This is a genomic window from Blattabacterium sp. (Mastotermes darwiniensis) str. MADAR, assembly GCF_000233435.1.
Lineage (GTDB): Bacteria > Bacteroidota > Bacteroidia > Flavobacteriales > Blattabacteriaceae > Blattabacterium.
The window spans coordinates 280,588-302,718 of the sequence record NC_016146.1 but is presented as its reverse complement, the minus strand read 5'-3'; the positions used below and the strand labels follow the sequence as shown (position 1 = coordinate 302,718).

Below are 22,131 nucleotides of genomic sequence, written 5' to 3'. Positions count from 1 at the left end.
TTCCCATAATAAAAATTGTTCATGATGAAATTAAAAAAAAGTAAAAAAGAAAACATTACTTCTTATGAAGAAAAAATTCCAGTTTTATTAAAAAATAAAACCTCTAGACGTGATTTTCTTAAATGGGTAGGTTTTAGTACAGCTTCGGTTACTTTAGCCGCATGTAAAGGTCCAGTTATAAAATCTATTCCATACATAGTAAAACCAGATGTTATTACTCCAGGAATTCCTACTTATTATGCCTCTACTATGATAGATTCCTTTGACATCGGCAGTGTATTGGTGAAAACAAGAGAAGGACGTCCAATAAAAATAGAACCTAACTCTACTTCAAAATATTTCAATACAACATCGTCTAGAATACAATCCTCCTTGTTATCACTCTACGATGAGGAAAAGTTAAAAAGTCCTTTTATTAAGGGGAAAAAATGTTCTTGGGAGAAAATAGACCATTATGTGATGACCTATTTAAAGAAAATATCCAAAATGAAAAAAGATATTGTTATTCTTTCCTCTTCTTATCCAAGTTATTCTACAAAAAAGTTGATTCATGATTTTGCAATTACCTATCCTACTACTACTAAATGGATTACTTATGATGCTATTTCCTATTCTACAGCTTTAGATGCTTCGGAAGAAGTTTTTGGAATTCGTGCTTTTCCACTTTTTGATCTATCCAAAATTGAATTAGTAGTATCTTTCGATGCTGATTTCTTAGGAGATTGGAGTCCAGAAAACATGGGAAAATCTTATGTAAAAAATAAAAAACCAAAGAAATCAATGCTACAACACATTCAGATAGAAAGCAATATGACTTTATCTGGAGCAAATGCAGATATTCGTATTTCAAAAAAACCTTCCGATATCAATAAAATGTTATTGAAAGTTTACCAGAAACTATTTTTTGAAAATATAACCAAGGATGAGGAAGCGAACAAAATAGCGGATTTAATTATAAAAAAAGGATCAAAAAGTGTTATTTTTGCAGATGGAAATAAAGAATCGTATATTCTTTCCTTTTTGATCAACAAAAAAATTCGAAGTAATGCTTTACAAGAAAAAAAGTTTATTTTATCAAAAGAAAGCAATGACAAAGAATTCCAAAAGTTTTTGGAAGATTTAGAGAAAGAAAAAATTGGGGCTCTTTTGATTCATAATACAAATCCTATTTATAGTCTTCCATTTTCTTTTCGTAAAGTAAAAAAAATATTAAAAAAAATCCCAATTACTATTTCTTTTTCCATGAAAAAAGATGAAACTAATCAAATAATGGATGTATTAGCTCCTATTCCTCATTGGCTTGAGAGTTGGGGGGATACCCATCCTATAACAGGATTTTACACTTTGATTCAACCTACCATTCAAAAATTGTTTAATACAAGACAATTTCAAGAATCTTTAATTATTTGGGGAAAAATTAGAGAAAAAAATTATTATGAATATTTAAAAAAAATTTGGGAAAAAAAAATAATTCCACAATCAAATGTATCCTCTTTTAAGGAAGCTTTATTTCATGGAGTAGTTGAAAAAGAAGAAAATCCAATCATTAATAAAAGTAAAATACATATACATATCAATAAATTGGATGAAAAAAAAAGGTCAAAAAAAAATTTTGAATTACGATTATATACAAAAACTAGCATGGGAGATGGGTATCAACATGACAATCCTTGGCTCCAAGAACTTCCAGATCCAATTACACGTACTACCTGGGAAAATTATCTAACTATATCCTCCTATGATGCAAAAAAAATAGGACTAAGAAATTGGTATACAGGAAGTGGTGCTATGAATGGAAATTGTGTGGATTTAATCCAAAACCATAGACGGTTAATTCGAGATATCCCCATTTACATACAACCTGGACAAGCTATAGGTTCTATTGGTTTATCTTTTGGTTACGGTAGAAAAATAGGAAAATTATCTAGAATATGCAAAGGGAAAAATGCCTATATAGTCTATGAAAATTTTCATTTAATCCAAGAAGATATACAAATAAGAAAAGTAAACAAAATACATAAATTTTCTTGTTTTCAATTACAAAATACAACATTAGGAAGAGATTTAGTCAAAGAGACAGATTTAGATATTTTTTTAAAAAAACCTAAAGAGGTTTGGAATAAAGAAGAAGAAATTCAAAAAGGAATTATTCCATTAGAAAAAATTACTCTTTGGCAAGAAAAAAATCATGATAAGGAAAAAAAAGGTCATCATTTTAATTTATCTATAGATTTAAACGCTTGTATTGGATGTGGAGCTTGTGTGATTTCATGTCATTCTGAGAACAATGTACCTGTTGTTGGAAAAGAAGAGATAAGAAAATCTAGAGATATGCATTGGTTACGTGTAGATAGATATTATTCAAATTCATCAAAAGAAGAACGTTTATCGGGGGAAGAGGATTTTTTCATAAATCCACATGTTTCTTTTCAACCTATAATGTGTCAACATTGCGAGTATGCTCCTTGTGAAACTGTTTGTCCAGTTGGAGCTACATCTCATGGAGAACAAGGTCAGAATATGATGAGTTATAATCGTTGTGTAGGTACACGTTATTGTGCCAATAACTGTCCTTATAAAGTAAGACGTTTTAATTGGTTCAACTATGCTAATAACCAAAAATTTGATTTTCATATGAATAATAGTTTAGGAAAAATGGTTATTAATCCAGATGTAGTTGTTAGAACAAGAGGAGTTATGGAAAAATGTTCTTTGTGTATACAAAGAACACAATCGGTTATAGGATTAGCAAAAAAAGAAAATAGAACAATAAAAGATGAGGAATTTGAAACCGCTTGTAGTATTTCTTGTCCAACAAATGCTATTGTTTTTGGAGATATTCAAGAAAAAAATAGTCGTATTTCAAAAGAAATAAAAAATACAAGGAATTATAAACTTCTTGATTTTCTTGGAATACGACCAAATGTATTCTATCAATTAAAAATTAGAAATAGATAGAATCATGAAAAATAATAATGAAAATTCTATAAGGCAACCATTAATTATCGGTAATAAAACATTTAAAAATATTACTGATGATATTCTAAAACCTATAAGCAGCAAAGCTGGATCCTTATGGAGGTGGTCCTTATTGCTTTCAATTTTAGCTTTTTTGTGGGGTTTGGGATGTATCTTTTACACCATAGGGACAGGAATAGGAGTTTGGGGTTTAAATAGGACCATTAATTGGGCTTGGGATATAACTAACTTTGTCTGGTGGGTGGGGATTGGTCATGCTGGAACTTTAATTTCCGCAGTATTGTTATTATTTCGTCAAAAATGGCGTTTATCCATCAACCGTTCAGCTGAGGCTATGACTATATTTGCAGTAATTCAAGCTGGTTTATTTCCTATTATTCATATGGGAAGACCATGGAATGCTCATTGGGTTTTACCTATTCCTAATCAATTTGGGACTTTATGGCCTAATTTTAACTCCCCACTTTTGTGGGATGTATTTGCCATTAGTACTTATTTTTCCGTTTCTACTGTTTTTTGGTTCATGGGGTTAATTCCAGATTTTGCCATGATACGAGATAGAGTAACAGATCCTCTACAAAAAAAAATATATGGAATTCTTAGTTTTGGATGGGGAGGAACATCCAAAGATTGGCAAAGATTTGAAGAAATTTCTTTAATATTGGCTGGACTGTGCACTCCATTAGTTTTCTCTGTGCATACAATTGTTTCTTTTGATTTTTCCACCTCGGTGATTAAAGGATGGCATAGCACTATATTTCCTCCTTATTTTGTTGCTGGAGCTATATTTTCAGGATTCGCAATGGTACAAACTTTGTTAGGTGTAGCCAGAAAAGTTCTCTCTCTAGAAAGTTATATTACGAGGAACCATATCGAATATATGAATATGATCATTTTATTAACAGGAGGGATAGTGGTTTTAGCCTACATATCAGAATTCATTCTTGCATGGTATTCCAGTAATTCTTTCGAAAAGTTTATTTATTTCTCTGTAGAATCAGCTAAAGGTCCATTTTGGTGGGCTTTTTGGGCTTTAATTATCTGTAATGTTTTGATTCCTCAATTATTATGGATAAAATCGGTTAGAAGGAGTTTTTTTTGGTCTTATATAATAGCAATTATTATAAATATTGGAATGTGGTTTGAAAGATTTGATATTATCGTTTTAAATCTCAGTCATGATTATCTTCCTTCTTCTTGGACCGGTTTTATTCCTTCGTTTGTGGATGTAGGTATTTTTATAGGAACTATTGGTTTTTTTTTCGTCCTCTATTTATTATATATCCGTGTATTTCCAGTTATTTCACAGGCAGAATTAAAAACAATATTGAATAATAAGAAAAGAAATGAATAAGTTTAACATTCATATTCATGTATTGTATGATGATGAAGATTTAATGATCAATAGTCTAAAAATTATTAGAAAAAAAAAGGATATAAGGATACGTGAAGTATATTCTCCTTTTCCAGTTCATAATTTGAATAAATTACTCGAATTAAAACAAACTCATTTATCTTTTTTTTCTTTTTTATATGGACTTTTTGGATTTTTCACGGCTAATGTACTCATTTGGTATACTATGATTTATGATTGGCCACAGAATATAGGAGGAAAACCTTCATTCTCTTGGTTTAGTAACTTTCCGTCTTTCATTCCTGTTATATTTGAATTATCAATTTTTTTTTCCGCACATTTTATGTGTATTACTTATCTCATTCAAAGTAGATTATTTCCAGGATCTACTCCAAAAAATCCGGATCCAAGAACTACTGATAATATGTTTTTAATAGAAATTGATACAGAAGAGAATACGGATAAACTATTGAATTTATTAAAAGAAAATGGAGCTATGGAAGTAAACATAAAAAAAATGGGGCAACTAAAAAAGTTATAAAAAATTATGAAATATTTTTATGTTTTTTTACTTTTTTTTGGTGCATTTTTGAATTCCTGTTGGTTGGATAAGACCAAACCCAATAGAGTGTATATGCCAGATATGTACTATTCGGATGCTTACGAACCTTATTCAGAACCATATCCTAATTACAAAAAAAATATTAAAAGAATTAGAATTCCTATTTTTTTACAAAAAGGAACCTCTTCTCTTCCTCCAGTGAAAGAAACTGTTCCAAGAAATTATTATGGATTGATCCAAGAATCTAAAAATAATAAAAAAATATTTTTATCTTTAAAAAAGAAAGAAATTTCTAAAAAATTCGTAGAGGAGGGGAAAAATCTCTATAGAATTAATTGTTCTATATGCCATGGAGATCAAGGGGATGGACAAGGGTTGTTAGTGAAAAATGAAAAGATACTTGGAATTCCTAGTTATAAGGATAGGAATATTACCATTGAGAGTATTTATCATGTTATCACTTATGGAAAGAATAATATGAATTCTTATGCTTCTCAATTAAATGAAATTGACAGATGGAAAGTAGCAGAATATGTAATGTATCTAAAAAATAAATAACCATGTATCAATTGTCTAAAAGATTGAAAAGAATTATTTTTTTTATAATGATCCTAGGTACTTTTATTCTTTTTTTGGAGAATATTATTTCCAGGAACAAAAGAACCTATTTAGAAAACAGGAATTTTGAAAAGAAAAAAGATATTTTGTATGAGAGACAGAGACAAGAAGGAAATCAACCTTGGATAGGTTTATATATAGCTATTTTCTATTTTACTACTATTTCTCTAGGATCTTTATTTTTTTTAGGGATCCAACATGTATCAAAATCAGGATGGTCCATTATTATTCATCCTATTATGGAAAAAGTTGCATCTTTTCTTCCATATGGAGGATTTATGATCCTAATACTTTTGTTATTAAATTCCATGGATTTCATTCATATATTTCACTGGATGAATTCAAGTTTATACAATCCTAATTCATTCAAATACGATGAAATAATTGCAAATAAAAGAATCTTTCTAAACATTCCATTTTTCTTAATCAGAAGTTTTATTTATATAATAGGTTGGAGTTTTTTTTATTTTAAGATAAAAAAAACATCTCATGTTTTAGATATTACAAATTCTTTAAACGATTATAAAAAATTAAATATTATTGCCATCCTTTTCATAATATTTTTTTCTATAACATCTATTTTTATGGGATGGGACTGGATTATGTCCTTAAATCCTCATTGGTTTAGTACATTATTTAGTTGGTATGTTTTAAGCACTTATATGGTAACAGGAATTGGAACTATTACCATTATTTCTATTTATCTAAAAAGAAAAGGATATTTTCCTTTTTTTAATGAGAATCATTTACATGATTTAAGTAAATACCTTTTTTCTACTAGTTTATTGTGGACTTATTTTTGGTTTTCACAGTTCTTACTTTATTGGTATGGAAATATTCCGGAAGAAGTTGTTTATTTTATAAAAAGAAAGGAAATCTATGGCAACATCCATTTTTGGATGTTAATTTTAAATTTTTTGGTTCCTTTTCTTGGTCTAATGAGTAGTAAAAGTAAAAAGAATATAAAAATAGTACTTCCGGTTACTTTCATCTTACTTATTGGACATTATATAGATATATACAATTTAATAGCACCGGAGATAGTGTTCAATGAAATTTTTTATCCAAAGTTTGGATTGTATGAAATTGGATCTTTATTATTAATAGGTTCTATTTTTATTTATATTGTACTTATTAATTTCAATAGGAAAAAAATAAATCCTATTGGACATCCTTTTTTTCAAGAAAGTAAAGAATACAAATACCCTTATATGTAAATGTTTTTTTATTCAACGTTTTTTTCAAAAAATTTTCTTACAAAAAAAAGAATTTCTTTCAAAGAAGGTTGATCTGGAATCCAGATTTTTTTTCTATTTAAAAATTTGGAAACGAATTCAGCCGTAGTTTTTCCTATAGCAAAAAACTCTGTTTTTGAATTGTGTTGTATTTTATTTTTTATAAAAAAAGATTTTGCTCCAGAAGGACTAAAAAAGATGATTCCATGATAACTGGATAAATTTTTTATTCTATGAGGAATAAAAAAGGTTTGATAAACTTCATATCTATTTATAAAAATATTTTTTTTATGAAAATAATTGCATTGATTTTTCAGAATGCTCTTTTTTCCACAAAACCAATCGTAGGATTGATTCGATTTTTTTTTAAAAAGTACATTCATAAGATCTTGAACATAGTTTTTTCTGAAGATTAAGGAAAAAATACCGCAATTTTTTCTTAAAAAAGAATAAGTTTTATCGCCAACTACATAGAATTTCTTTTTCTTCAAAATATTTATTCCAAAATTATATATAAAACCTTTTACTCCATTACAACTAGTAAAGATTATTTGATCATTTAAAGGTGGATTATCCAAGATGCAGTATTTAACGGATAAAAAGTCACAAGATTTTACAAAAAAAATTCTTTTTGAAAAAGAAGAATAATCCACTGATTTTGTCATAAGAATTTTAATCATGATTCTTAACAAAATTCATTATGGATTTATTAGATCCAAAAATAGTCAATATATCTCCTTTTTGCAAAATAGTATCTCCAGTCACCAATCCTATCACTTTTCTTGTATAATTTTTCTTAGACATAGGATTATTTTTAATATTTCGTATTACAGTAATTAAGGAAACAGAATATTTTTGTGTGAGTTGAAGACTTTTCACCGATTTTCCACTAAAAGAATAAGGAGAAAAAACTTCTGCAATAGAATATTTATTGTCCACTCTAAAATAATCTAAAGCATAATTAAAAGATATTTGTTTGGTCAATCTAAAAGCAGCATCTTGTTCTGGATGAACTACATCATTAATCCCCATAGCGTCTAATATAGTATCATGAATCTTGGATAAAGATCGACTAACTATTCTAAGATTTTTATATTTTTTTAGTATAGCCGTAGTTACTATTGATGAACCTTCATTTTCTCCAATAGCTACAATTCCTAAGTCAGCTTGTTGTATAGGTAATACTTTATAAGCCGATTCATTATTTGCATCCATACATACTACATTGGCTATATGATCTTTTAATAAGTCTATTTTTTCCATTTTATAATCTACTCCAAAAACCTCATGACCATTATCTGTTAAATTAAGAGCTAAAGATCTACCAAAATTTCCTAAGCCAATAATTATAATTTTCATATTATTAATCATTGAATTTAATTTAGTTAATAAAAATATTTCCTTGAGGATATTTATAATAATGAGAATGTATTCTATTATTCTTTAATAATCCTATCATAATATTAAAAACACCTATTCTTCCTAACAACATCAAAATAATTAAAACTAATTTACTTCCATTGGATAAATTAGAAGTGATTCCTAAAGACAATCCTACTGTTGAAAAAGCAGAAAAAACTTCAAAAGCAATGGATAAAATATCTTCTTTTGGATCCAAAAATAGAATAATAAAAATACTTATATATATTATAATTAAAGACAATATTATAATTGCAAAAGCAAGTCGTACAGATTTTGAAGAAATCTCTTTTTTTAAAATTTCTAACCTTTCTTTTCCTCTAGAAAGAGAAATAATATTCATCAAAGCCAATGCAAAAGTACTTGTTTTTATTCCTCCACCTGTAGAAGCAGGAGAAGCTCCAATCCACATCAAAAATATAGTAAATAATATGGTAAATGGACCCCAATCATTCATATTCAATACTTGAAATCCTGCTGTTCTAGATGTAGCAGAAGAAAAAAAGGAAACGACCAACTTTCCAATGAAAGAATGATGCTCTGAAAGAGAGAGCTGATATTCACTAATATAATAAAAAATAGTTCCAAAAAAAAGTAAAAGGAAGGTTGTCCATAAAACAATTTTTGTATTTAAAGTAACAATATGTACAGGGAATCTAAAATACTCATCTTGAAAAAAAATTTTGTAAAAATATTTTTTGAACGTAAGCCATACATAAGTAAAAAAATTGAATACAATATTAAAACCTATTCCTCCCAATATTAACAAACAAGCAATAAAAAACTGCAATAAATAATTAAATCTTACCGATTCAGAATAAAGACCTTGACTAAGAGTAGAAAAACCTCCATTACAAAAAGCGGATATTGAATGAAAAATAGAAAAAAATAAAGGACTTTCAGACTCTATTGTATTTTTTTCTTTAATAGATAAATAAATCAATAAAGTTCCTATCGTCTCTACTATTAAAGTAAAAATGACTACTTTTACGGATAAACTAAGAACATTATTTGTTGTCTTAGTATTTAAAAAATTGCTAATATAAATTCCCTCTCTAAAAGAAAAACCATCCCTAAAAAAATAACTAAAAAAAGAAGTAATCGTTAAAATACCTAAACCTCCAAGTTCCACTAAAGTTAAAATAATTACTTTTCCCAAATGAGTAAAATCTTTGGATGTATTTAATACCTCCAATCCAGTAACACACACGGCACTAGTGGAAGTAAATAAAGCATCGATAAATGATATGTTAACCACAGTTGATGATGGAAGCATTAGAAATATAGATCCTAAAAAAGATAAAAAAACGAAACTGGTAATGAAAATAAAAGCAGGATTATGAATTTTTACATAGATTATTATTCGCATAAAATAAGCAATACGAATTAATACATATAAAGATAAACTAACTAACAAAGTTAATTCTATATCCGTTAGATCTATAATTTTATCATTTTGAAATGAAAAAATTTTTAATATGGAAAAAATAAGAGAGGGGATCAAAATAAAAAAAGATAAAAAGGTCATGGATTGATATCCCTTATCATGGTTTTTTTCAAAAAAAATTAATAAATGAAAAATACTTAGTATCAACACTATACCAATAAGTATTCCTGCATGGATAAAAGTATTTATGGAATTTTTCCATCCTAAATAAATAATTAGATACAGAAATATAATTGGAGTACAAAATGGCAATAGATTGCTTAATCTAATTGGGATCATTTTAAAATATTTTGTCCCTTTATATGTTCCAATATTTCCTTTCCTCCTTCCTCTAATATTTCTTTAGCACACTGAAAACCGATAAGATCATAATTGGATCCTTTTTTTGTTTTTTTTATTTTTTTCATCCCATCTAAACTGAATAATATTCCTGTAAAATAAATAATTTTGTTTTGAATTAGAGCATGAGCTCCTATTGGGTTCATGCATCCACCTCCTAATGTTTTCAAAAATTGACGTTCTATATTTGCAGATAATCTGGTTTCTTGATCATCCAATTTTTTAGTTAAATGATGGATCCTATCATTATCTATCAATGTAGAAACAACAATAGTTCCTTGTCCAGGAGAGGGAATCATCCAATCTAGTACTTGAAAATTGAAACCATCTAAATCATTTAATATTCCTAAACGTTCCAATCCCACTTTTGCAAAAATAGCTCCTTTCCAAGAATTTTCATACAATTTCTTCAATCTAGTATTTATATTCCCTCTTAAATCTACAATAGTATGATGTGGATAACGGTTCTTCCAAAAAACCCTTCTTCTAAGACTTCCAGTAGCTATAACAGCATGTATATTTGGATCAAACAAAAAATTATTAGATCCCTTATATACTAGTAAATCGTAAAAACTACCTCGTTTTAAATAAGCAGAAAGTACTATTTTTTCCGGCAAATTAGTTGGAACATCTTTTAAAGAATGTACCGCTATATCAATTACTCCTGAAAGCATTGCCTGAGTAATTTTTTCAGTAAAAATACCTACTTTTTTCAATTTATGGATAGGAATATTTTGAATTAAATCTCCTTCAGACTTTATAAAAAATAAACGGGAAGAATAACCTAATCCATAAAGAAATTTTTGAACTTTTTTTGCTTGATAAACGGATAGTGGGCTATTTCGTGTACCTATTCGAATAACTCTATTCAAAAAACCATATATTTAATTACAAATAAAAAGGAATAAATTTTTCAATGTTATTAAACTTTTTATCACAAAATTTCACATAAGAAAGAAAAGACATATCCATTGCCGATGGATAAATACGATGAATGAAATGAAAAAGATTTGTAAATAACTTTCTTTCTGTAAGATTAATATTTCCAAATATATATACTTTTTTATCCTTTGTAATGGATTTGAAACTATCTTCATTAAATTTTTTTATAGAAATAGGACATAATCTCTTTTTGGATTCGTTAAATAAAGAAGTATAAAAAAGGTCTGATTTCGCATGTATCATGGGAATTAAAAATCCATCTTTTACATCTACTTTTTGACTCATAACTGTTAAAGCATCCAACGATAATAATGGAATTCCTAAGGAATAACATAATCCTTTAGCCGCAGATATCCCTATTCTTAAAGAAGTGTAAGATCCCGGACCTTTGCTTACACATATTGATTGCAAATCATTGATATCAATTTTTGAAATTTTGATAGCATATTGTATAAATGTATGTAATTTTTCTGAATGAAGATATTGATCAGAATTTTCTTCTATAGAAGCAATACACACCCCGTTTTTTGCAATGCTTACTGAACAATTTGTTGTAGAAGTTTCTAAATTAAGAATTAAGGACATCCATTTTCAATTTTTCGTTTTTTTTTAATAGATTATAAATGATGAACGCAAAAAAAATAGTTGAATATATTGTATCATGGCTTGAAAAATACATAAAAAAATCTAAATCAAATGGTTTTATCATTGGAATATCCGGAGGAATAGATTCCTCTGTCACATCCATGTTAGTAGCTATGACTAATTATCCAACTTTAATATTAGAAATGCCTATATTAGAAAAAAATAAAAATTTGCTATCCAACAAACATGTAGATTTTTTACAATCCAGATTTTTAAATGTTCATCATCTAAAAAAAGATTTGTCTTCCTTATACAGTTCCTTTTGTCATATAGTAGAAGACCATTCATCTTCTAATTTATCCCTAGCAAATTTAAAATCTCGTATACGTATGGTTACGTTATATTATTACGCTAATAGAAATAATTATCTAGTAGTGGGAACTGGGAATAAAGTGGAAGATTTTGGAGTTGGATTTTTTACAAAATATGGAGATGGAGGAGTAGATATCCATCCCATAGCGGATTTAAATAAAAGTGAAATACGTTTTATAGCTAAAGAATTAAACATTCTTGATGGAATACAAAAAGCAAAACCTACGGATGGATTGTGGGAAGACCAAAGATCCGATGAAGATCAGTTAGAAGCAACTTATGAAGAGTTAGAATGGGCAATGAAAATTACAGAAAAAAAGAAAAAAATCAATTGTGATGAATTTGAAGGAAGGGAATACGATATCATGAAAAGATATCAAATATTACATAAAAAAAATAGACATAAAATTATTCCTATTCCTATCTGTCATATTCCTAGTTCTATTAAAAAGAAAATTGAATAATATGTATTTTTTTTTTTTATAGTAAAAATGTTTAAAGTCTTGAAAAGAAGACATAAATATACCAGTATCCTTTTCGTACCTTTGTTTATCACCTAATTGATAATGGGAGAAAAAAAAGATACTATTTTCCATTTGGAAGAAAATCATGAAAATCCACTACGTAACGATGCATTTCTTATGAGCGATGAAGAAAAAATTAATCAAATAGAAAAACATTTTTTTCATATTATGGAGATCTTAGGATTAGATATGAATAATGATAGTTTACGTAGTACACCTAGACGTGTAGCAAAAATGTTCATACAAGAAATATTTAGCGGAATTAATCCAAAAACTTATCCTAAAGTATCCACATTTGAAAACAAATATCAATATAATCAGATGTTAATAGAAAAAAATATCACGATTTATTCCACATGTGAACATCATTTTCTTCCTATTGTTGGAAAAGCTCACGTTGGTTATATTTCCAATGGGAAAGTTATTGGTCTTTCTAAAATTAATAGAATTGTCAATTATTATGCCAAAAGACCACAAGTTCAAGAACGTTTAACCATACAAATCGTAAAATCTTTGCAAAAGATACTGGAGACCAAAAATGTTGCTTGTGTCATAGAAGCCAAACATTTATGTGTGAATTCTCGTGGAATTAGAGATATAGATACCAGAACCATTACTGCTGAATTGGTAGGAAATTTTAAAAATAATTCTGAAATTAGAAGAGAATTTTTCCATTATATTGGAATTTCCTAAGAATCAAAAGATATGAGTATAGAGATAGAGAAAAAAAGTATACAAATATACAATTCTTTGACTGGAAGAAAAGAATTATTTCAACCTATTCATAAGGGATATGTAGGAATTTATGTATGTGGTCCTACAGTTTATCATCATCTACATTTGGGAAACTGTAGGACTTTTATTTTATTTGATTTTGTTTTTCGTTACTTCAAACACTTAGGGTATAAAGTACGTTATGTAAGAAATATTACGGATGTAGGACATTTAAATAATGGAGAAGATAAAATTTTAAATAAATCTCGTATAGAAGGACTTGAACCTATGGAAATTGTTCAAAAATATACCATATCTTTCCATTATCTATTAAATATTTTCAATGCAATACCTCCAAGCATTGAGCCTACAGCTACGGGTCATATTATAGACCAAATTGATATTATTCAAGAATTGATTAAAAAGGATCTTGCTTATGAAAAAAATGGTTCTGTTTATTTTGATATAAAAAATTATAGGAAGAACCATTCCTATGGAATTATGAGTCAAAACAAAATAGATAAACTGTTGGTCCAAAAACAAAATTTTTTAGGGGATAAACGTAGTTTCCAAGATTTTTCTCTTTGGAAAAAAGCAAAAAAAAATCATATAATGAATTGGAATTCTCCGTGGGGAAAAGGATTTCCAGGTTGGCACATAGAATGTACTACTATGAGTACAAAATATTTGGGAGAAATTTTTGATATTCACGGTGGAGGTTTAGATTTAAAGTTTCCCCATCACGAATGTGAATTAGCACAAGCTATAGGCGCTTATAATAATAATCCTGCACATTATTGGATGCATACGAATATGCTCATTTTCAATGGAAAAAAAATGAGTAAGTCGACAGGAAATTACTTCTTGTTAAAAGATTTAATTTCCCCATATGGTTGTAAAAAAACTTTTCATCCAACCATTATTCGATTTTTTATCCTAAAATCTCATTATCGTAGTATTTTAAATTTTTCCAATAAAGGAATTATGGATGCGGAAAAAGGATACTATCGTTTAATGAATGCAATGAAACTATTAAATCATTTCTCTATTGAAAAGAAAACTATAAAAAATAATTCATTGAATGTTATTCAGTGGATAAAAAACTGTTATAAAGCCATAAATGATGATTTCAATACTCCTTTATTAATCTCTCATCTATTTAAAGTAACTCATCTTCTTAATTCTTCTTTCATCCATGAAATGGATACGAAAGATATAAATTTATTGAAGAAATATATGAATTATTTTGTTTTTGATATTCTTGGTCTTCAAATAGTTGAAAGAAATATTTTAGAAAATGATTCTAAAAAATTAAAAATTCTTATTGAAAGATTAATAAAAATTCGTACAGAAGAAAGAAAGAAAAAGAATTGGATTCTTTCGGATAAAATCAGAGAGGAATTATCGAACATAGGAATTTCATTACATGATGAAAAAATTATTTTATAAAAGATTTACTTTTTTTATGGAAAAAAATCTAAATTTGTTGCCTATTCGTCTATTGAATGACTTTAAATAAATTAGTAATATTTTATTTATTTTTTAGCATTATTCATGTGAATCTTTTCGCAAAAGAAAAGAAAAATATTGATGTAGCTAAAACCATTATTGAACATGTCAGCGATTCCCATGATTGGGATATAGTTGGAAATATAAAATTATCTTTGCCTATATTCTTGTGGAATGATGGATTGGAAGTTTTTCTTTCTTCTCAATTTTACTATGGAAAAGTAGCAAGAGGAAAATATGGATATTATAAAATGTTTCAAGAAAAAATATATCAAACCGATTCTATCGGTCATTTATATATGAATTCAAAAGGGATTCCAAAAAATGATAAACCTTGGGATTTTTCTATTACAAAAAATGTAGTATCTCTTTGGATCTCCTTTTTGTTATTGTGTTTGATTTTCAGTAAAATGGCACAAAAATATGAAAATAATCAGATTAAATGGAATTTAGGAATTCTTTTAGAGTTCTTAATTCTATTTATTCGTAATGAAATTGTTGTTCCAAATATTGGGAAAAAAAAATATAAAATCTATTTTCCTTTTTTGTTGACTGTATTTTTTTTCATATTAATTAACAATTTGATAGGAATAATTCCAGGATTTCCAAATGTTACAGGAAATATAAGTATTACGTTAGTTTTAGCAGCCATTACTTTTATAATAGCCCTGATTCAGGCTAATAAAAGTTATTGGAAACATACTTTTTGGATGCCAAATGTTCCTATAGGTATAAAGTTATTACTAGCTCCAATAGAATTAGTTAGTATTTTAATTCGTCCGTTAACTTTATGTATTCGTTTGTTTGCTAATATTTCTTCTGGTCACATTGTAATTTTAAGTTTTATTTGTCTTATTTTTATTTTTAAAAGTTTTTTTATTGCTAGTTTTTCTATTATATTCGGTTTTTTTATTTATCTGTTAGAAATTATGGTAGCTTTTTTGCAATCCTTTATTTTTACCACTTTATCTTCTTTACTTATAGGAATTTCCGTAAAAAATTATGAAAATTATGAATGAATTAAAATAATATTATATTATGGATATAGATTTGACTTATTCAGGAATAGCAGCTTTAGGTGCTGGATTCGCAGTAATAGGAGCAGGGTTAGGAATTGGGAAGATTGGGAGTTCAGCTATGGAAGCTATTGCTAGACAACCTGAAGCTTCAGGAAAAATACAAAATTCCATGATTATTGCTGCAGCCCTTATTGAAGGAGCGGCTCTTTTTGGAATAGTAACTGCTTTATTAACGGTTTTTAAATAATGTGATTAATGGATTTGGTAACTCCTTCTATTGGATTAATTGTTTGGCAAACCATAATATTTTTGATATTGATGTTTTTTCTTACAAAATATGCTTGGAAACCAATAATAAAATTTATTGATAAAAGGGAAGAAAAAATTCGTATTTCTATAGAAAAAGCAGATCAAGTTCAAAGAAAATTAGATTCTGTAGAGAATGAAAAAAATAAAATTTTGAAAGATGCTCGTATAAAAAGAGATATGATTCTAAAAGAAGCTATTCAAATTAAAGAAAATATTAAACATAAATCCATGGAAGAAGGTTTTTTAGAAAAAAAGAAGATTTTAGAAGAAACGAAAAAAATTATACAAATAGAAAGAAAAACAGCTATTCAAGATTTGAAGAATCAAATAGGAGATATTTCTATAAAAATTGCCGAAAAAATATTAATGAAAGAATTTGATAAACATCCAAAAATGGATAAACAAGAAAAATTCATAAAGGAATTACTAAATAATAAGTTTCACTAATGTTTTCGGAAAAAAGAGTAATTCAACATTATGCTATGGTTCTTTTTGAGTTTTCCGAGAAAAACCATAATAGAGATTCTATTCCCCAAAAAATAAGAAGAATATCTTTGTTGTTGTCTAAAAATTTAGAGTTAAATAAAGTTTTTGATACCTGTTTGTTAAGTGATGAAAATAAAATACAAATTGTAGAAAAAATTTTCTATTCTTTTGATATTTTTATTTTTCATTTTATCAAACTTTTGATTACCAAAAAGAGGGGAATTCTTCTAAGAAAAATTCTTTTAGAATATCAAGAAATATATAATAGAAAAAGTTTTTTGAGATGCATTCTTACTTCAGCTTATCCTTTAAGTATAGATCTTCAAAAGATTGTGGTACAAAAAATAATTTCTTCAAAATCAAAAAAGTATAAAATTTTTAATAAAATCGATAAATCAATTATTGGAGGTTTTTTGCTGAGGACAGGATATAAAGAATGGGATTTAAGTATCAAGGGTCAATTATTTAATATTCAAAAAAAATTGAAAAATTCAATATAAAGCATTTCATGTCCGATTTAAAATATTCTGAAATATCATCTATATTAAAAAAACAATTGTCTGATTTTAAATATGAATCCAAATTATCTGAATACGGAATTATTGTCCAAATAGGAGATGGGATAGTTCAATCTTTTGGACTTAATTCTGCTTTTTGTGGAGAAATGGTAGAATTTCCTAATGGAAAAAAAGGGATCGTATTGAATCTGGAAGAAGATTATGTGAGTATTGTATTACTTAGTTCCTCAAAAGATATAAAAGAAGGAGATAGAGTAACACGCACAGGAAAGATTTTTTCCATAAAAGTTGGAGAAGGAATGTTAGGACGTATAATAGATCCTTTAGGAACTCCTATTGATGGAAAGGGACCTATAGAAGGAAAACTATTTGAAATGCCATTAGAAAGAAAAGCACCAGGCGTTATTTATAGAGAACCTGTAAAAGAACCTCTTCAAACAGGTATAAAATTTATAGATTCTATGATCCCTATAGGAAGAGGACAAAGAGAACTGATTATTGGAGATAGACAAACTGGAAAAACAACCATAGCCATTGATACCATTATTAATCAAAAACATTTTTTTGAAACGGATAATCCCGTTTATTGTATTTATGTAGCTATAGGACAAAAAGGATCTACAATAGCTAGAATAACGAAAATTCTAGAGGAAAATGGGGCAATTCCTTATACTATTGTAGTAGCTTCTAGCTCTTCGGATCCTGCATCTATACAGGTTTTTTCTCCATTTTCTGGAACCGCTATAGGAGAATATTTTCGTGATACGGGTCGTTCTTCTTTAGTAGTTTATGATGATCTTTCAAAGCAAGCTGTATCCTATAGAGAAATATCCTTATTATTACGACGTTCCCCTGGAAGAGAAGCCTATCCAGGAGATGTTTTCTATTTACATTCTCGTTTGTTGGAACGTTCAGCTAAAATAATCAGAGATCAAGAAATAGCTGAAAAAATGAACGATATTCCAGAATCCATCAAAAATAATATAAAAGGTGGAGGTTCTCTAACCGCTATTCCTATTATTGAAACCCAATCTGGAGATGTATCTGCTTATATTCCCACCAATGTTATTTCTATAACAGATGGACAGATTTTTTTAGAAAAAGACCTATTTCTTTCTGGAATACGTCCGGCAATTAATGAAAGTATTTCTGTTTCCAGAGTAGGAGGATCTGCTCAAATTGAATCTATGAGAAAAATATCTGGATCTCTAAAAATAGATCAAGCTCAATTCAGAGAATTGGAATCTTTTTCTAAATTTGGTTCTGAATTAGATCCTACAACTATTAAAATTATACAAAAAGGAAAAAGAAATATAGAGATTTTAAAACAAAAACCTCATAATCCATACAATATTTACGATCAAATCGCTATTATTTATGCTGGGACTAAAAATCTTTTGAAAGATATACCGATTGAAAATGTTTCTTCTTTTGAAAAAGAGTTCATTTTTTATTTAAATGAAAAACACAAAAGTTTATTGAATTCTTTAAAAAATGGAATTTTAGATAAAAAATCAGCTTTAATATTAGAAAATGTTGCCATGAAATTAAGTCAAAAATATTTGTCCTCCTCTTGAATTAAATTATGTCCAATATTAAAGAAATAAAGAGAAAAATTTTATCCATTTCTTCCGTGATAAAGACTACGGAAGCCATGAAAACAATCTCTTTTATAAAATTACGAAAATCAAAAAAATTACTTTCTCATATAAATAAATATTCAAGTTCTATAGAACAATTGTTCCAACATATTATAGGAGATAAAGAAAATTTAAACAAGAATAGATATTTCTTTTCATACAAATACAACAAAAAGAATAAATTGTTTATTGTCATCACTTCTGATCGTGGATTATGTGGATCTTTTAATTCCTTAATTTTTGATAAAATTTGTAAAATAATTCAAAAAGAGGAAACATGTCTTTTTTTTTCTATTGGAAAAAAAGGTTTGGATTTTTTATCCAGAAGATATGCTGCTATGTATGAGTATAATAAGAATAAAAGTTTCGACTATAAGGGAATATCTATTTTTGTAAAAAAATTAATTGAAGATTTTTTATCCCAGAAGATTTCTTCTATATATTTGATATATAATCGTATAAAAAGATCTTTATTTCAAGAAATAATTGTAGAAAAAATTCTTCCAATTGATATTCAAATTAAAGAAAAAACATCCAAATATAACTATTTCATTTTAGAAACATCCAAAAAAGAAATTTTAGATCATCTTATTCCAAAACTTATGAGTGTTAAACTATTCAAAAGTTTACTGGAATCACATACTTCAGAACATGCTGCACGTATGATTTCTATGCATAAATCTACAGAAAATGCTTATGCCATTCAACATAATCTTATGTTGAATTATAACAAGGAAAGACAAACCACCATTACTAAGGAAATACTTGAAATCATTGGGGGATTGGAAGCTTTAAATAAATAATAACTTATGAAAAGAATTTTAACAGGAATTCAAAGTACAGGAACTCCTCATTTAGGAAATATTTTAGGAGTGATGATTCCATCTATAGATCTATCTAATCAAAATTCAAAATTTTCTTCATTTATATTTGTAGCAGATTTACATTCACTAACAAAGATAAAGGATTTTGATGTTATACGTAATAATACTTATCAAATTGCGGCGGCATGGTTAGCTTTTGGTTTGAATACAGAAAAAAGCATATTTTATAGACAATCGGATGTTTCGGAAGTTACTGAATTAGCTTGGTATCTTAATTGTTTTTTTCCATTTCAAAGATTAACATTAGCTCATTCTTTTAAAAAAAAAAGGGAGAATCATGAGAAGATTAATGTAGGATTATTTACTTATCCTATTCTAATGGCAGCTGATATCTTACTTTATAATGCAGAAATAATTCCAGTAGGAAAAGATCAGTTACAACATGTAGAAATAGCACGATATATAGCCAATCGTTTTAATCAAAGAATAGGGAAAAAAATATTCGTATCACCTGAGTCTTTCATACAACAAGAGGCTATGTCCATTATAGGTACAGATGGAGAAAAAATGAGTAAATCCAAAAAGAATTGTATCGATATATTTTCTTCAGACGAAATACTAAGAAAACAAATTATGAATATTCATACAGATAATAAATCTTTAAAAGAAAAAAAGAATCCGGATAAAGATTCTATAATGTCCTTATATAAATTGCTAGCTCCCATAGATAGAGTAGAAGAAATGAGAAAAAAATATATAGAGGGGGGATATGGATATTTAGATGCTAAAATAGCGTTATATGAGTGTATTATTAAAAAATTTTCAGTGGAAAGAAAAAATTTTTTTTCTTTGATAAAGAAGAAGTCTTTATTAGATCGTATTCTTTCTTCAGGTGCTCAAAAAGCAAAATATATTGCCAAGGATAGATTAAATAAAATTAGAAAAAATTTGAAGTTGAATCCTTCATCCTAACGTGTCATAATGACACAATTATAAAATGTGGCAAATATTTTGCTCTAGAGCATAAAATTTGCAAATATTTTTTATGTTATGAATACCAATGAAAAAAAGGACGAAAGTCCATCTATTAGTGATCTATCGGATATGGATAAAACCTCTTGTAAAAAAGATGATCCATTAAAAAAAGAAGTAGAAATTCTTAAAGAAAAATTAGAAAAAGAAAAAGATAAATTCTTGCGTGTTTTTGCAGAATTTGAAAACTATAAAAAACGTATTCAAAAAGAAAGATTGGATTTCTTTAGAATTATTCATCAACAAATTATCATAGATTTAATTCCGATTTTAGATGATTTCGAGAGAGGACTTAAAGAATTGAAAAAATCCAAAGATGAAATTCTCATTCAAGGAGTATCCCTCATACAGGAAAAACTTATCAAAATTTTAAAAGAAAAAGGGTTGAATAAAATTCAAATAAAAAAAGGAGATGATTTTAATACAGATTTCCATGAGGCAATTACACAAATACCAGCTATTACAGAAGATTTAAAAGGGAAAGTAATAGAAATTGTAGAAGCTGGATATATCCTTAAGGAAAAAGTTATACGACATGCTAAAGTCATTACTGGAAAATAATTAACTTTTACATGGGGAAAAAAGATTATTACGAAGTATTAGGTGTTTCTAGAAATGCCACTTCAGAAGAAATAAAAAAAGCTTATAGAAAATTAGCTATTAAATATCATCCGGATAAAAATCCGGATAATAAAAAGAGAGCAGAAGAAAAATTTAAAGAAGCGGCTGAAGCTTATGAAATATTAAGCAATCCAGAAAAAAGACAACGTTATGACAAGTTTGGACATTCTGGTGTTAAAGGAAGTGGATCTGGGTCAGGAATGAATATGGAAGATATTTTTGCCAATTTTGGAGATATTTTTGCAGATGCATTTGGGGAAGGATTTTCTAGTTTTGGATTTGGAAAATCTACCAGACATAGAAGAACTATTAAGGGTAGTGATCTTAGAATTAGAGTAAAGTTAACCCTAGAAGAAATAGCTAATGGAATAGAAAAAAAAGTGAAGGTCAAAAGACTAAAAGTAGCTCCTGGGGTAAAATTTAGAACTTGTAATTCTTGCAATGGGACTGGTCAAATAACACGTATAACCAATACTATTTTAGGAAGAATGCAAACCACTTCTCAATGTAACCTATGTTCTGGAACTGGAAAAAAAATTGAAAATATTCCATATGGAGCTAATAAACATGGTTTAATTAAAGAAGAAGAATTAGTTAATATACAAATACCTGCTGGACTTACAGAAGGACTTCAATTAAAAGTTTCTGAAAAGGGGAATGAGGCTCCATTTGATGGAATTTCTGGAGATTTGATTGTATGGATTGAAGAAATTCCTCATCCTAAATTAAAAAGAGAAGGATGTCATCTTCATTATGATTTATACATATCATTTCCAGATGCTGTATTAGGAGCTTCAAAAGAAGTTCCTACCATTAGTGGAAAAGCTCGTATTAAAATAGATCCAGGAACACAATCAGGAAAAACTCTTCGATTAAAAAACAAGGGATTACCTAATATTGAAGGATACGGATTTGGAAGTCTTTTAATTCATGTTAATGTTTGGACTCCACGAAGAATTAATGAAGAACAGAGAAAATTTTTTGAAAAAATGAGGAAAAATGAAAATTTTCTTCCTCATCCTGGAAATGAGGAAAAATCTTTTTTTGATCGTGTTAGAGAAATGTTTTCATAACATAAGACAT

Annotated in this window: 22 protein-coding genes; 17 read left to right on the top strand and 5 right to left on the bottom strand. The window is 27.7% G+C overall.

Translation table 11 applies throughout. The features are described 5' to 3' along the window. The first annotated feature begins 21 nt into the window (after positions 1 to 21). The 5 genes from MADAR_RS01470 to MADAR_RS01450 are packed head-to-tail and all read left to right on the top strand — an operon-like array spanning position 22 to position 6,730. The gene (locus tag MADAR_RS01470) at positions 22 to 2,958 is read left to right on the top strand and encodes a 4Fe-4S dicluster domain-containing protein (protein WP_014158767.1); all 2,937 of its coding nucleotides are present in this window, start codon (positions 22 to 24) and stop codon (positions 2,956 to 2,958) included. 4 nt (positions 2,959 to 2,962) lie between these two features. Next, the gene (nrfD, locus tag MADAR_RS01465) at positions 2,963 to 4,333 is read left to right on the top strand and encodes an NrfD/PsrC family molybdoenzyme membrane anchor subunit (RefSeq protein WP_014158766.1); all 1,371 of its coding nucleotides are present in this window, start codon (positions 2,963 to 2,965) and stop codon (positions 4,331 to 4,333) included. Further along, the gene (locus MADAR_RS01460) at positions 4,326 to 4,874 is read left to right on the top strand and encodes a DUF3341 domain-containing protein (RefSeq protein WP_014158765.1); all 549 of its coding nucleotides are present in this window, start codon (positions 4,326 to 4,328) and stop codon (positions 4,872 to 4,874) included. Before nrfD ends, MADAR_RS01460 begins: the two co-directional genes overlap by 8 nt. 6 nt (positions 4,875 to 4,880) lie before the next feature. Beyond that, complete coding sequence (locus MADAR_RS01455) at positions 4,881 to 5,453, top strand: cytochrome c (RefSeq protein ID WP_014158764.1); 573 nt, start codon at positions 4,881 to 4,883, stop codon at positions 5,451 to 5,453. 2 nt (positions 5,454 to 5,455) lie between these two features. Then, complete coding sequence (locus MADAR_RS01450; RefSeq protein WP_014158763.1) at positions 5,456 to 6,730, top strand: hypothetical protein; 1,275 nt, start codon at positions 5,456 to 5,458, stop codon at positions 6,728 to 6,730. An 8-nt stretch (positions 6,731 to 6,738) separates the two neighbouring features. On the opposite strand, the gene MADAR_RS01445 is transcribed toward MADAR_RS01450, so the two are convergent. Genes MADAR_RS01445 through tsaB form a run of 5 tightly spaced genes read right to left on the bottom strand, consistent with a single transcriptional unit; the run spans position 6,739 to position 11,480 of the window. After that, positions 6,739 to 7,428, bottom strand: coding sequence for a uroporphyrinogen-III synthase (locus MADAR_RS01445; RefSeq protein WP_148256090.1), 690 nt, complete (start codon positions 7,426 to 7,428; stop codon positions 6,739 to 6,741). Next, complete coding sequence (locus tag MADAR_RS01440; RefSeq protein WP_041178035.1) at positions 7,421 to 8,107, bottom strand: TrkA family potassium uptake protein; 687 nt, start codon at positions 8,105 to 8,107, stop codon at positions 7,421 to 7,423. The genes MADAR_RS01445 and MADAR_RS01440 overlap by 8 nt, the downstream gene beginning before the upstream one ends. A gap of 22 nt (positions 8,108 to 8,129) precedes the next feature. Further along, positions 8,130 to 9,893, bottom strand: a complete 1,764-nt coding sequence (locus MADAR_RS01435; protein WP_014158760.1) for a TrkH family potassium uptake protein — start codon at positions 9,891 to 9,893, stop codon at positions 8,130 to 8,132. Beyond that, complete coding sequence (gene hemC / locus MADAR_RS01430; RefSeq protein WP_014158759.1) at positions 9,890 to 10,825, bottom strand: hydroxymethylbilane synthase; 936 nt, start codon at positions 10,823 to 10,825, stop codon at positions 9,890 to 9,892. The genes MADAR_RS01435 and hemC overlap by 4 nt, the downstream gene beginning before the upstream one ends. A 16-nt stretch (positions 10,826 to 10,841) precedes the next feature. Further along, a complete protein-coding gene (gene tsaB / locus MADAR_RS01425) occupies positions 10,842 to 11,480 on the bottom strand; it encodes a tRNA (adenosine(37)-N6)-threonylcarbamoyltransferase complex dimerization subunit type 1 TsaB (RefSeq protein ID WP_014158758.1) in 639 nt (212 codons plus the stop codon). Between the two features lie 41 nt (positions 11,481 to 11,521). Here tsaB and nadE point away from each other — a divergent pair, with 41 nt between their 5' ends. From nadE to dnaJ, 12 genes are all read left to right on the top strand, one after another. Further along, entirely contained in the window at positions 11,522 to 12,316 is a 795-nt protein-coding gene (nadE, locus tag MADAR_RS01420; protein ID WP_014158757.1) for an NAD(+) synthase, read from the top strand. Positions 12,317 to 12,418: 102 nt separating this feature from the next. Further along, positions 12,419 to 13,069: a GTP cyclohydrolase I FolE gene (gene folE / locus MADAR_RS01415; protein WP_014158756.1), complete on the top strand. Its 651-nt coding sequence runs from the start codon at positions 12,419 to 12,421 to the stop codon at positions 13,067 to 13,069. A 12-nt stretch (positions 13,070 to 13,081) separates the two neighbouring features. After that, entirely contained in the window at positions 13,082 to 14,539 is a 1,458-nt protein-coding gene (gene cysS, locus MADAR_RS01410; protein ID WP_014158755.1) for a cysteine--tRNA ligase, read from the top strand. A gap of 56 nt (positions 14,540 to 14,595) precedes the next feature. Then, positions 14,596 to 15,618, top strand: a complete 1,023-nt coding sequence (gene atpB / locus MADAR_RS01405; RefSeq protein ID WP_014158754.1) for a F0F1 ATP synthase subunit A — start codon at positions 14,596 to 14,598, stop codon at positions 15,616 to 15,618. 19 nt (positions 15,619 to 15,637) lie between these two features. Then, positions 15,638 to 15,865, top strand: a complete 228-nt coding sequence (gene atpE, locus MADAR_RS01400) for an ATP synthase F0 subunit C (protein WP_014158753.1) — start codon at positions 15,638 to 15,640, stop codon at positions 15,863 to 15,865. 8 nt (positions 15,866 to 15,873) lie between these two features. Beyond that, positions 15,874 to 16,374: a F0F1 ATP synthase subunit B gene (gene atpF / locus MADAR_RS01395; protein ID WP_014158752.1), complete on the top strand. Its 501-nt coding sequence runs from the start codon at positions 15,874 to 15,876 to the stop codon at positions 16,372 to 16,374. Beyond that, positions 16,374 to 16,913 (top strand): ATP synthase F1 subunit delta, encoded by a 540-nt coding sequence (gene atpH / locus MADAR_RS01390; RefSeq protein WP_014158751.1) that lies wholly within the window; start codon positions 16,374 to 16,376, stop codon positions 16,911 to 16,913. The genes atpF and atpH overlap by 1 nt, the downstream gene beginning before the upstream one ends. A gap of 8 nt (positions 16,914 to 16,921) precedes the next feature. Then, on the top strand, positions 16,922 to 18,508 hold the full coding sequence (atpA, locus tag MADAR_RS01385; RefSeq protein WP_014158750.1) for a F0F1 ATP synthase subunit alpha: 1,587 nt from the start codon (positions 16,922 to 16,924) through the stop codon (positions 18,506 to 18,508). Positions 18,509 to 18,516: 8 nt separating this feature from the next. After that, positions 18,517 to 19,374: an ATP synthase F1 subunit gamma gene (atpG, locus tag MADAR_RS01380; RefSeq protein WP_014158749.1), complete on the top strand. Its 858-nt coding sequence runs from the start codon at positions 18,517 to 18,519 to the stop codon at positions 19,372 to 19,374. Positions 19,375 to 19,380: 6 nt separating this feature from the next. Then, positions 19,381 to 20,367: a tryptophan--tRNA ligase gene (trpS, locus tag MADAR_RS01375; protein ID WP_014158748.1), complete on the top strand. Its 987-nt coding sequence runs from the start codon at positions 19,381 to 19,383 to the stop codon at positions 20,365 to 20,367. Positions 20,368 to 20,445: 78 nt separating this feature from the next. Beyond that, positions 20,446 to 20,988: a nucleotide exchange factor GrpE gene (locus MADAR_RS01370; RefSeq protein ID WP_014158747.1), complete on the top strand. Its 543-nt coding sequence runs from the start codon at positions 20,446 to 20,448 to the stop codon at positions 20,986 to 20,988. Between the two features lie 11 nt (positions 20,989 to 20,999). Then, positions 21,000 to 22,121 (top strand): molecular chaperone DnaJ, encoded by a 1,122-nt coding sequence (gene dnaJ / locus MADAR_RS01365; RefSeq protein ID WP_014158746.1) that lies wholly within the window; start codon positions 21,000 to 21,002, stop codon positions 22,119 to 22,121. The last annotated feature ends 10 nt before the right edge of the window (positions 22,122 to 22,131 follow it).

Bases quoted from the DNA above. Each gene is read 5' to 3' on its own strand.
- MADAR_RS01470 (WP_014158767.1), top strand. From the start codon at position 22: ATGATGAAATTAAAAAAAAGTAAAAAAGAAAACATTACTTCTTATGAA.
- nrfD (WP_014158766.1), top strand. From the start codon at position 2,963: ATGAAAAATAATAATGAAAATTCTATAAGGCAACCATTAATTATCGGT.
- MADAR_RS01460 (WP_014158765.1), top strand. From the start codon at position 4,326: ATGAATAAGTTTAACATTCATATTCATGTATTGTATGATGATGAAGAT.
- MADAR_RS01455 (WP_014158764.1), top strand. From the start codon at position 4,881: ATGAAATATTTTTATGTTTTTTTACTTTTTTTTGGTGCATTTTTGAAT.
- MADAR_RS01450 (WP_014158763.1), top strand. From the start codon at position 5,456: ATGTATCAATTGTCTAAAAGATTGAAAAGAATTATTTTTTTTATAATG.
- MADAR_RS01445 (WP_148256090.1), bottom strand. From the start codon at position 7,428: ATGATTAAAATTCTTATGACAAAATCAGTGGATTATTCTTCTTTTTCA.
- MADAR_RS01440 (WP_041178035.1), bottom strand. From the start codon at position 8,107: ATGAAAATTATAATTATTGGCTTAGGAAATTTTGGTAGATCTTTAGCT.
- MADAR_RS01435 (WP_014158760.1), bottom strand. From the start codon at position 9,893: ATGATCCCAATTAGATTAAGCAATCTATTGCCATTTTGTACTCCAATT.
- tsaB (WP_014158758.1), bottom strand. From the start codon at position 11,480: ATGTCCTTAATTCTTAATTTAGAAACTTCTACAACAAATTGTTCAGTA.
- nadE (WP_014158757.1), top strand. From the start codon at position 11,522: ATGAACGCAAAAAAAATAGTTGAATATATTGTATCATGGCTTGAAAAA.
- folE (WP_014158756.1), top strand. From the start codon at position 12,419: ATGGGAGAAAAAAAAGATACTATTTTCCATTTGGAAGAAAATCATGAA.
- cysS (WP_014158755.1), top strand. From the start codon at position 13,082: ATGAGTATAGAGATAGAGAAAAAAAGTATACAAATATACAATTCTTTG.
- atpB (WP_014158754.1), top strand. From the start codon at position 14,596: ATGACTTTAAATAAATTAGTAATATTTTATTTATTTTTTAGCATTATT.
- atpE (WP_014158753.1), top strand. From the start codon at position 15,638: ATGGATATAGATTTGACTTATTCAGGAATAGCAGCTTTAGGTGCTGGA.
- atpF (WP_014158752.1), top strand. From the start codon at position 15,874: ATGGATTTGGTAACTCCTTCTATTGGATTAATTGTTTGGCAAACCATA.
- atpH (WP_014158751.1), top strand. From the start codon at position 16,374: ATGTTTTCGGAAAAAAGAGTAATTCAACATTATGCTATGGTTCTTTTT.
- atpA (WP_014158750.1), top strand. From the start codon at position 16,922: ATGTCCGATTTAAAATATTCTGAAATATCATCTATATTAAAAAAACAA.
- atpG (WP_014158749.1), top strand. From the start codon at position 18,517: ATGTCCAATATTAAAGAAATAAAGAGAAAAATTTTATCCATTTCTTCC.
- trpS (WP_014158748.1), top strand. From the start codon at position 19,381: ATGAAAAGAATTTTAACAGGAATTCAAAGTACAGGAACTCCTCATTTA.
- MADAR_RS01370 (WP_014158747.1), top strand. From the start codon at position 20,446: ATGAATACCAATGAAAAAAAGGACGAAAGTCCATCTATTAGTGATCTA.
- dnaJ (WP_014158746.1), top strand. From the start codon at position 21,000: ATGGGGAAAAAAGATTATTACGAAGTATTAGGTGTTTCTAGAAATGCC.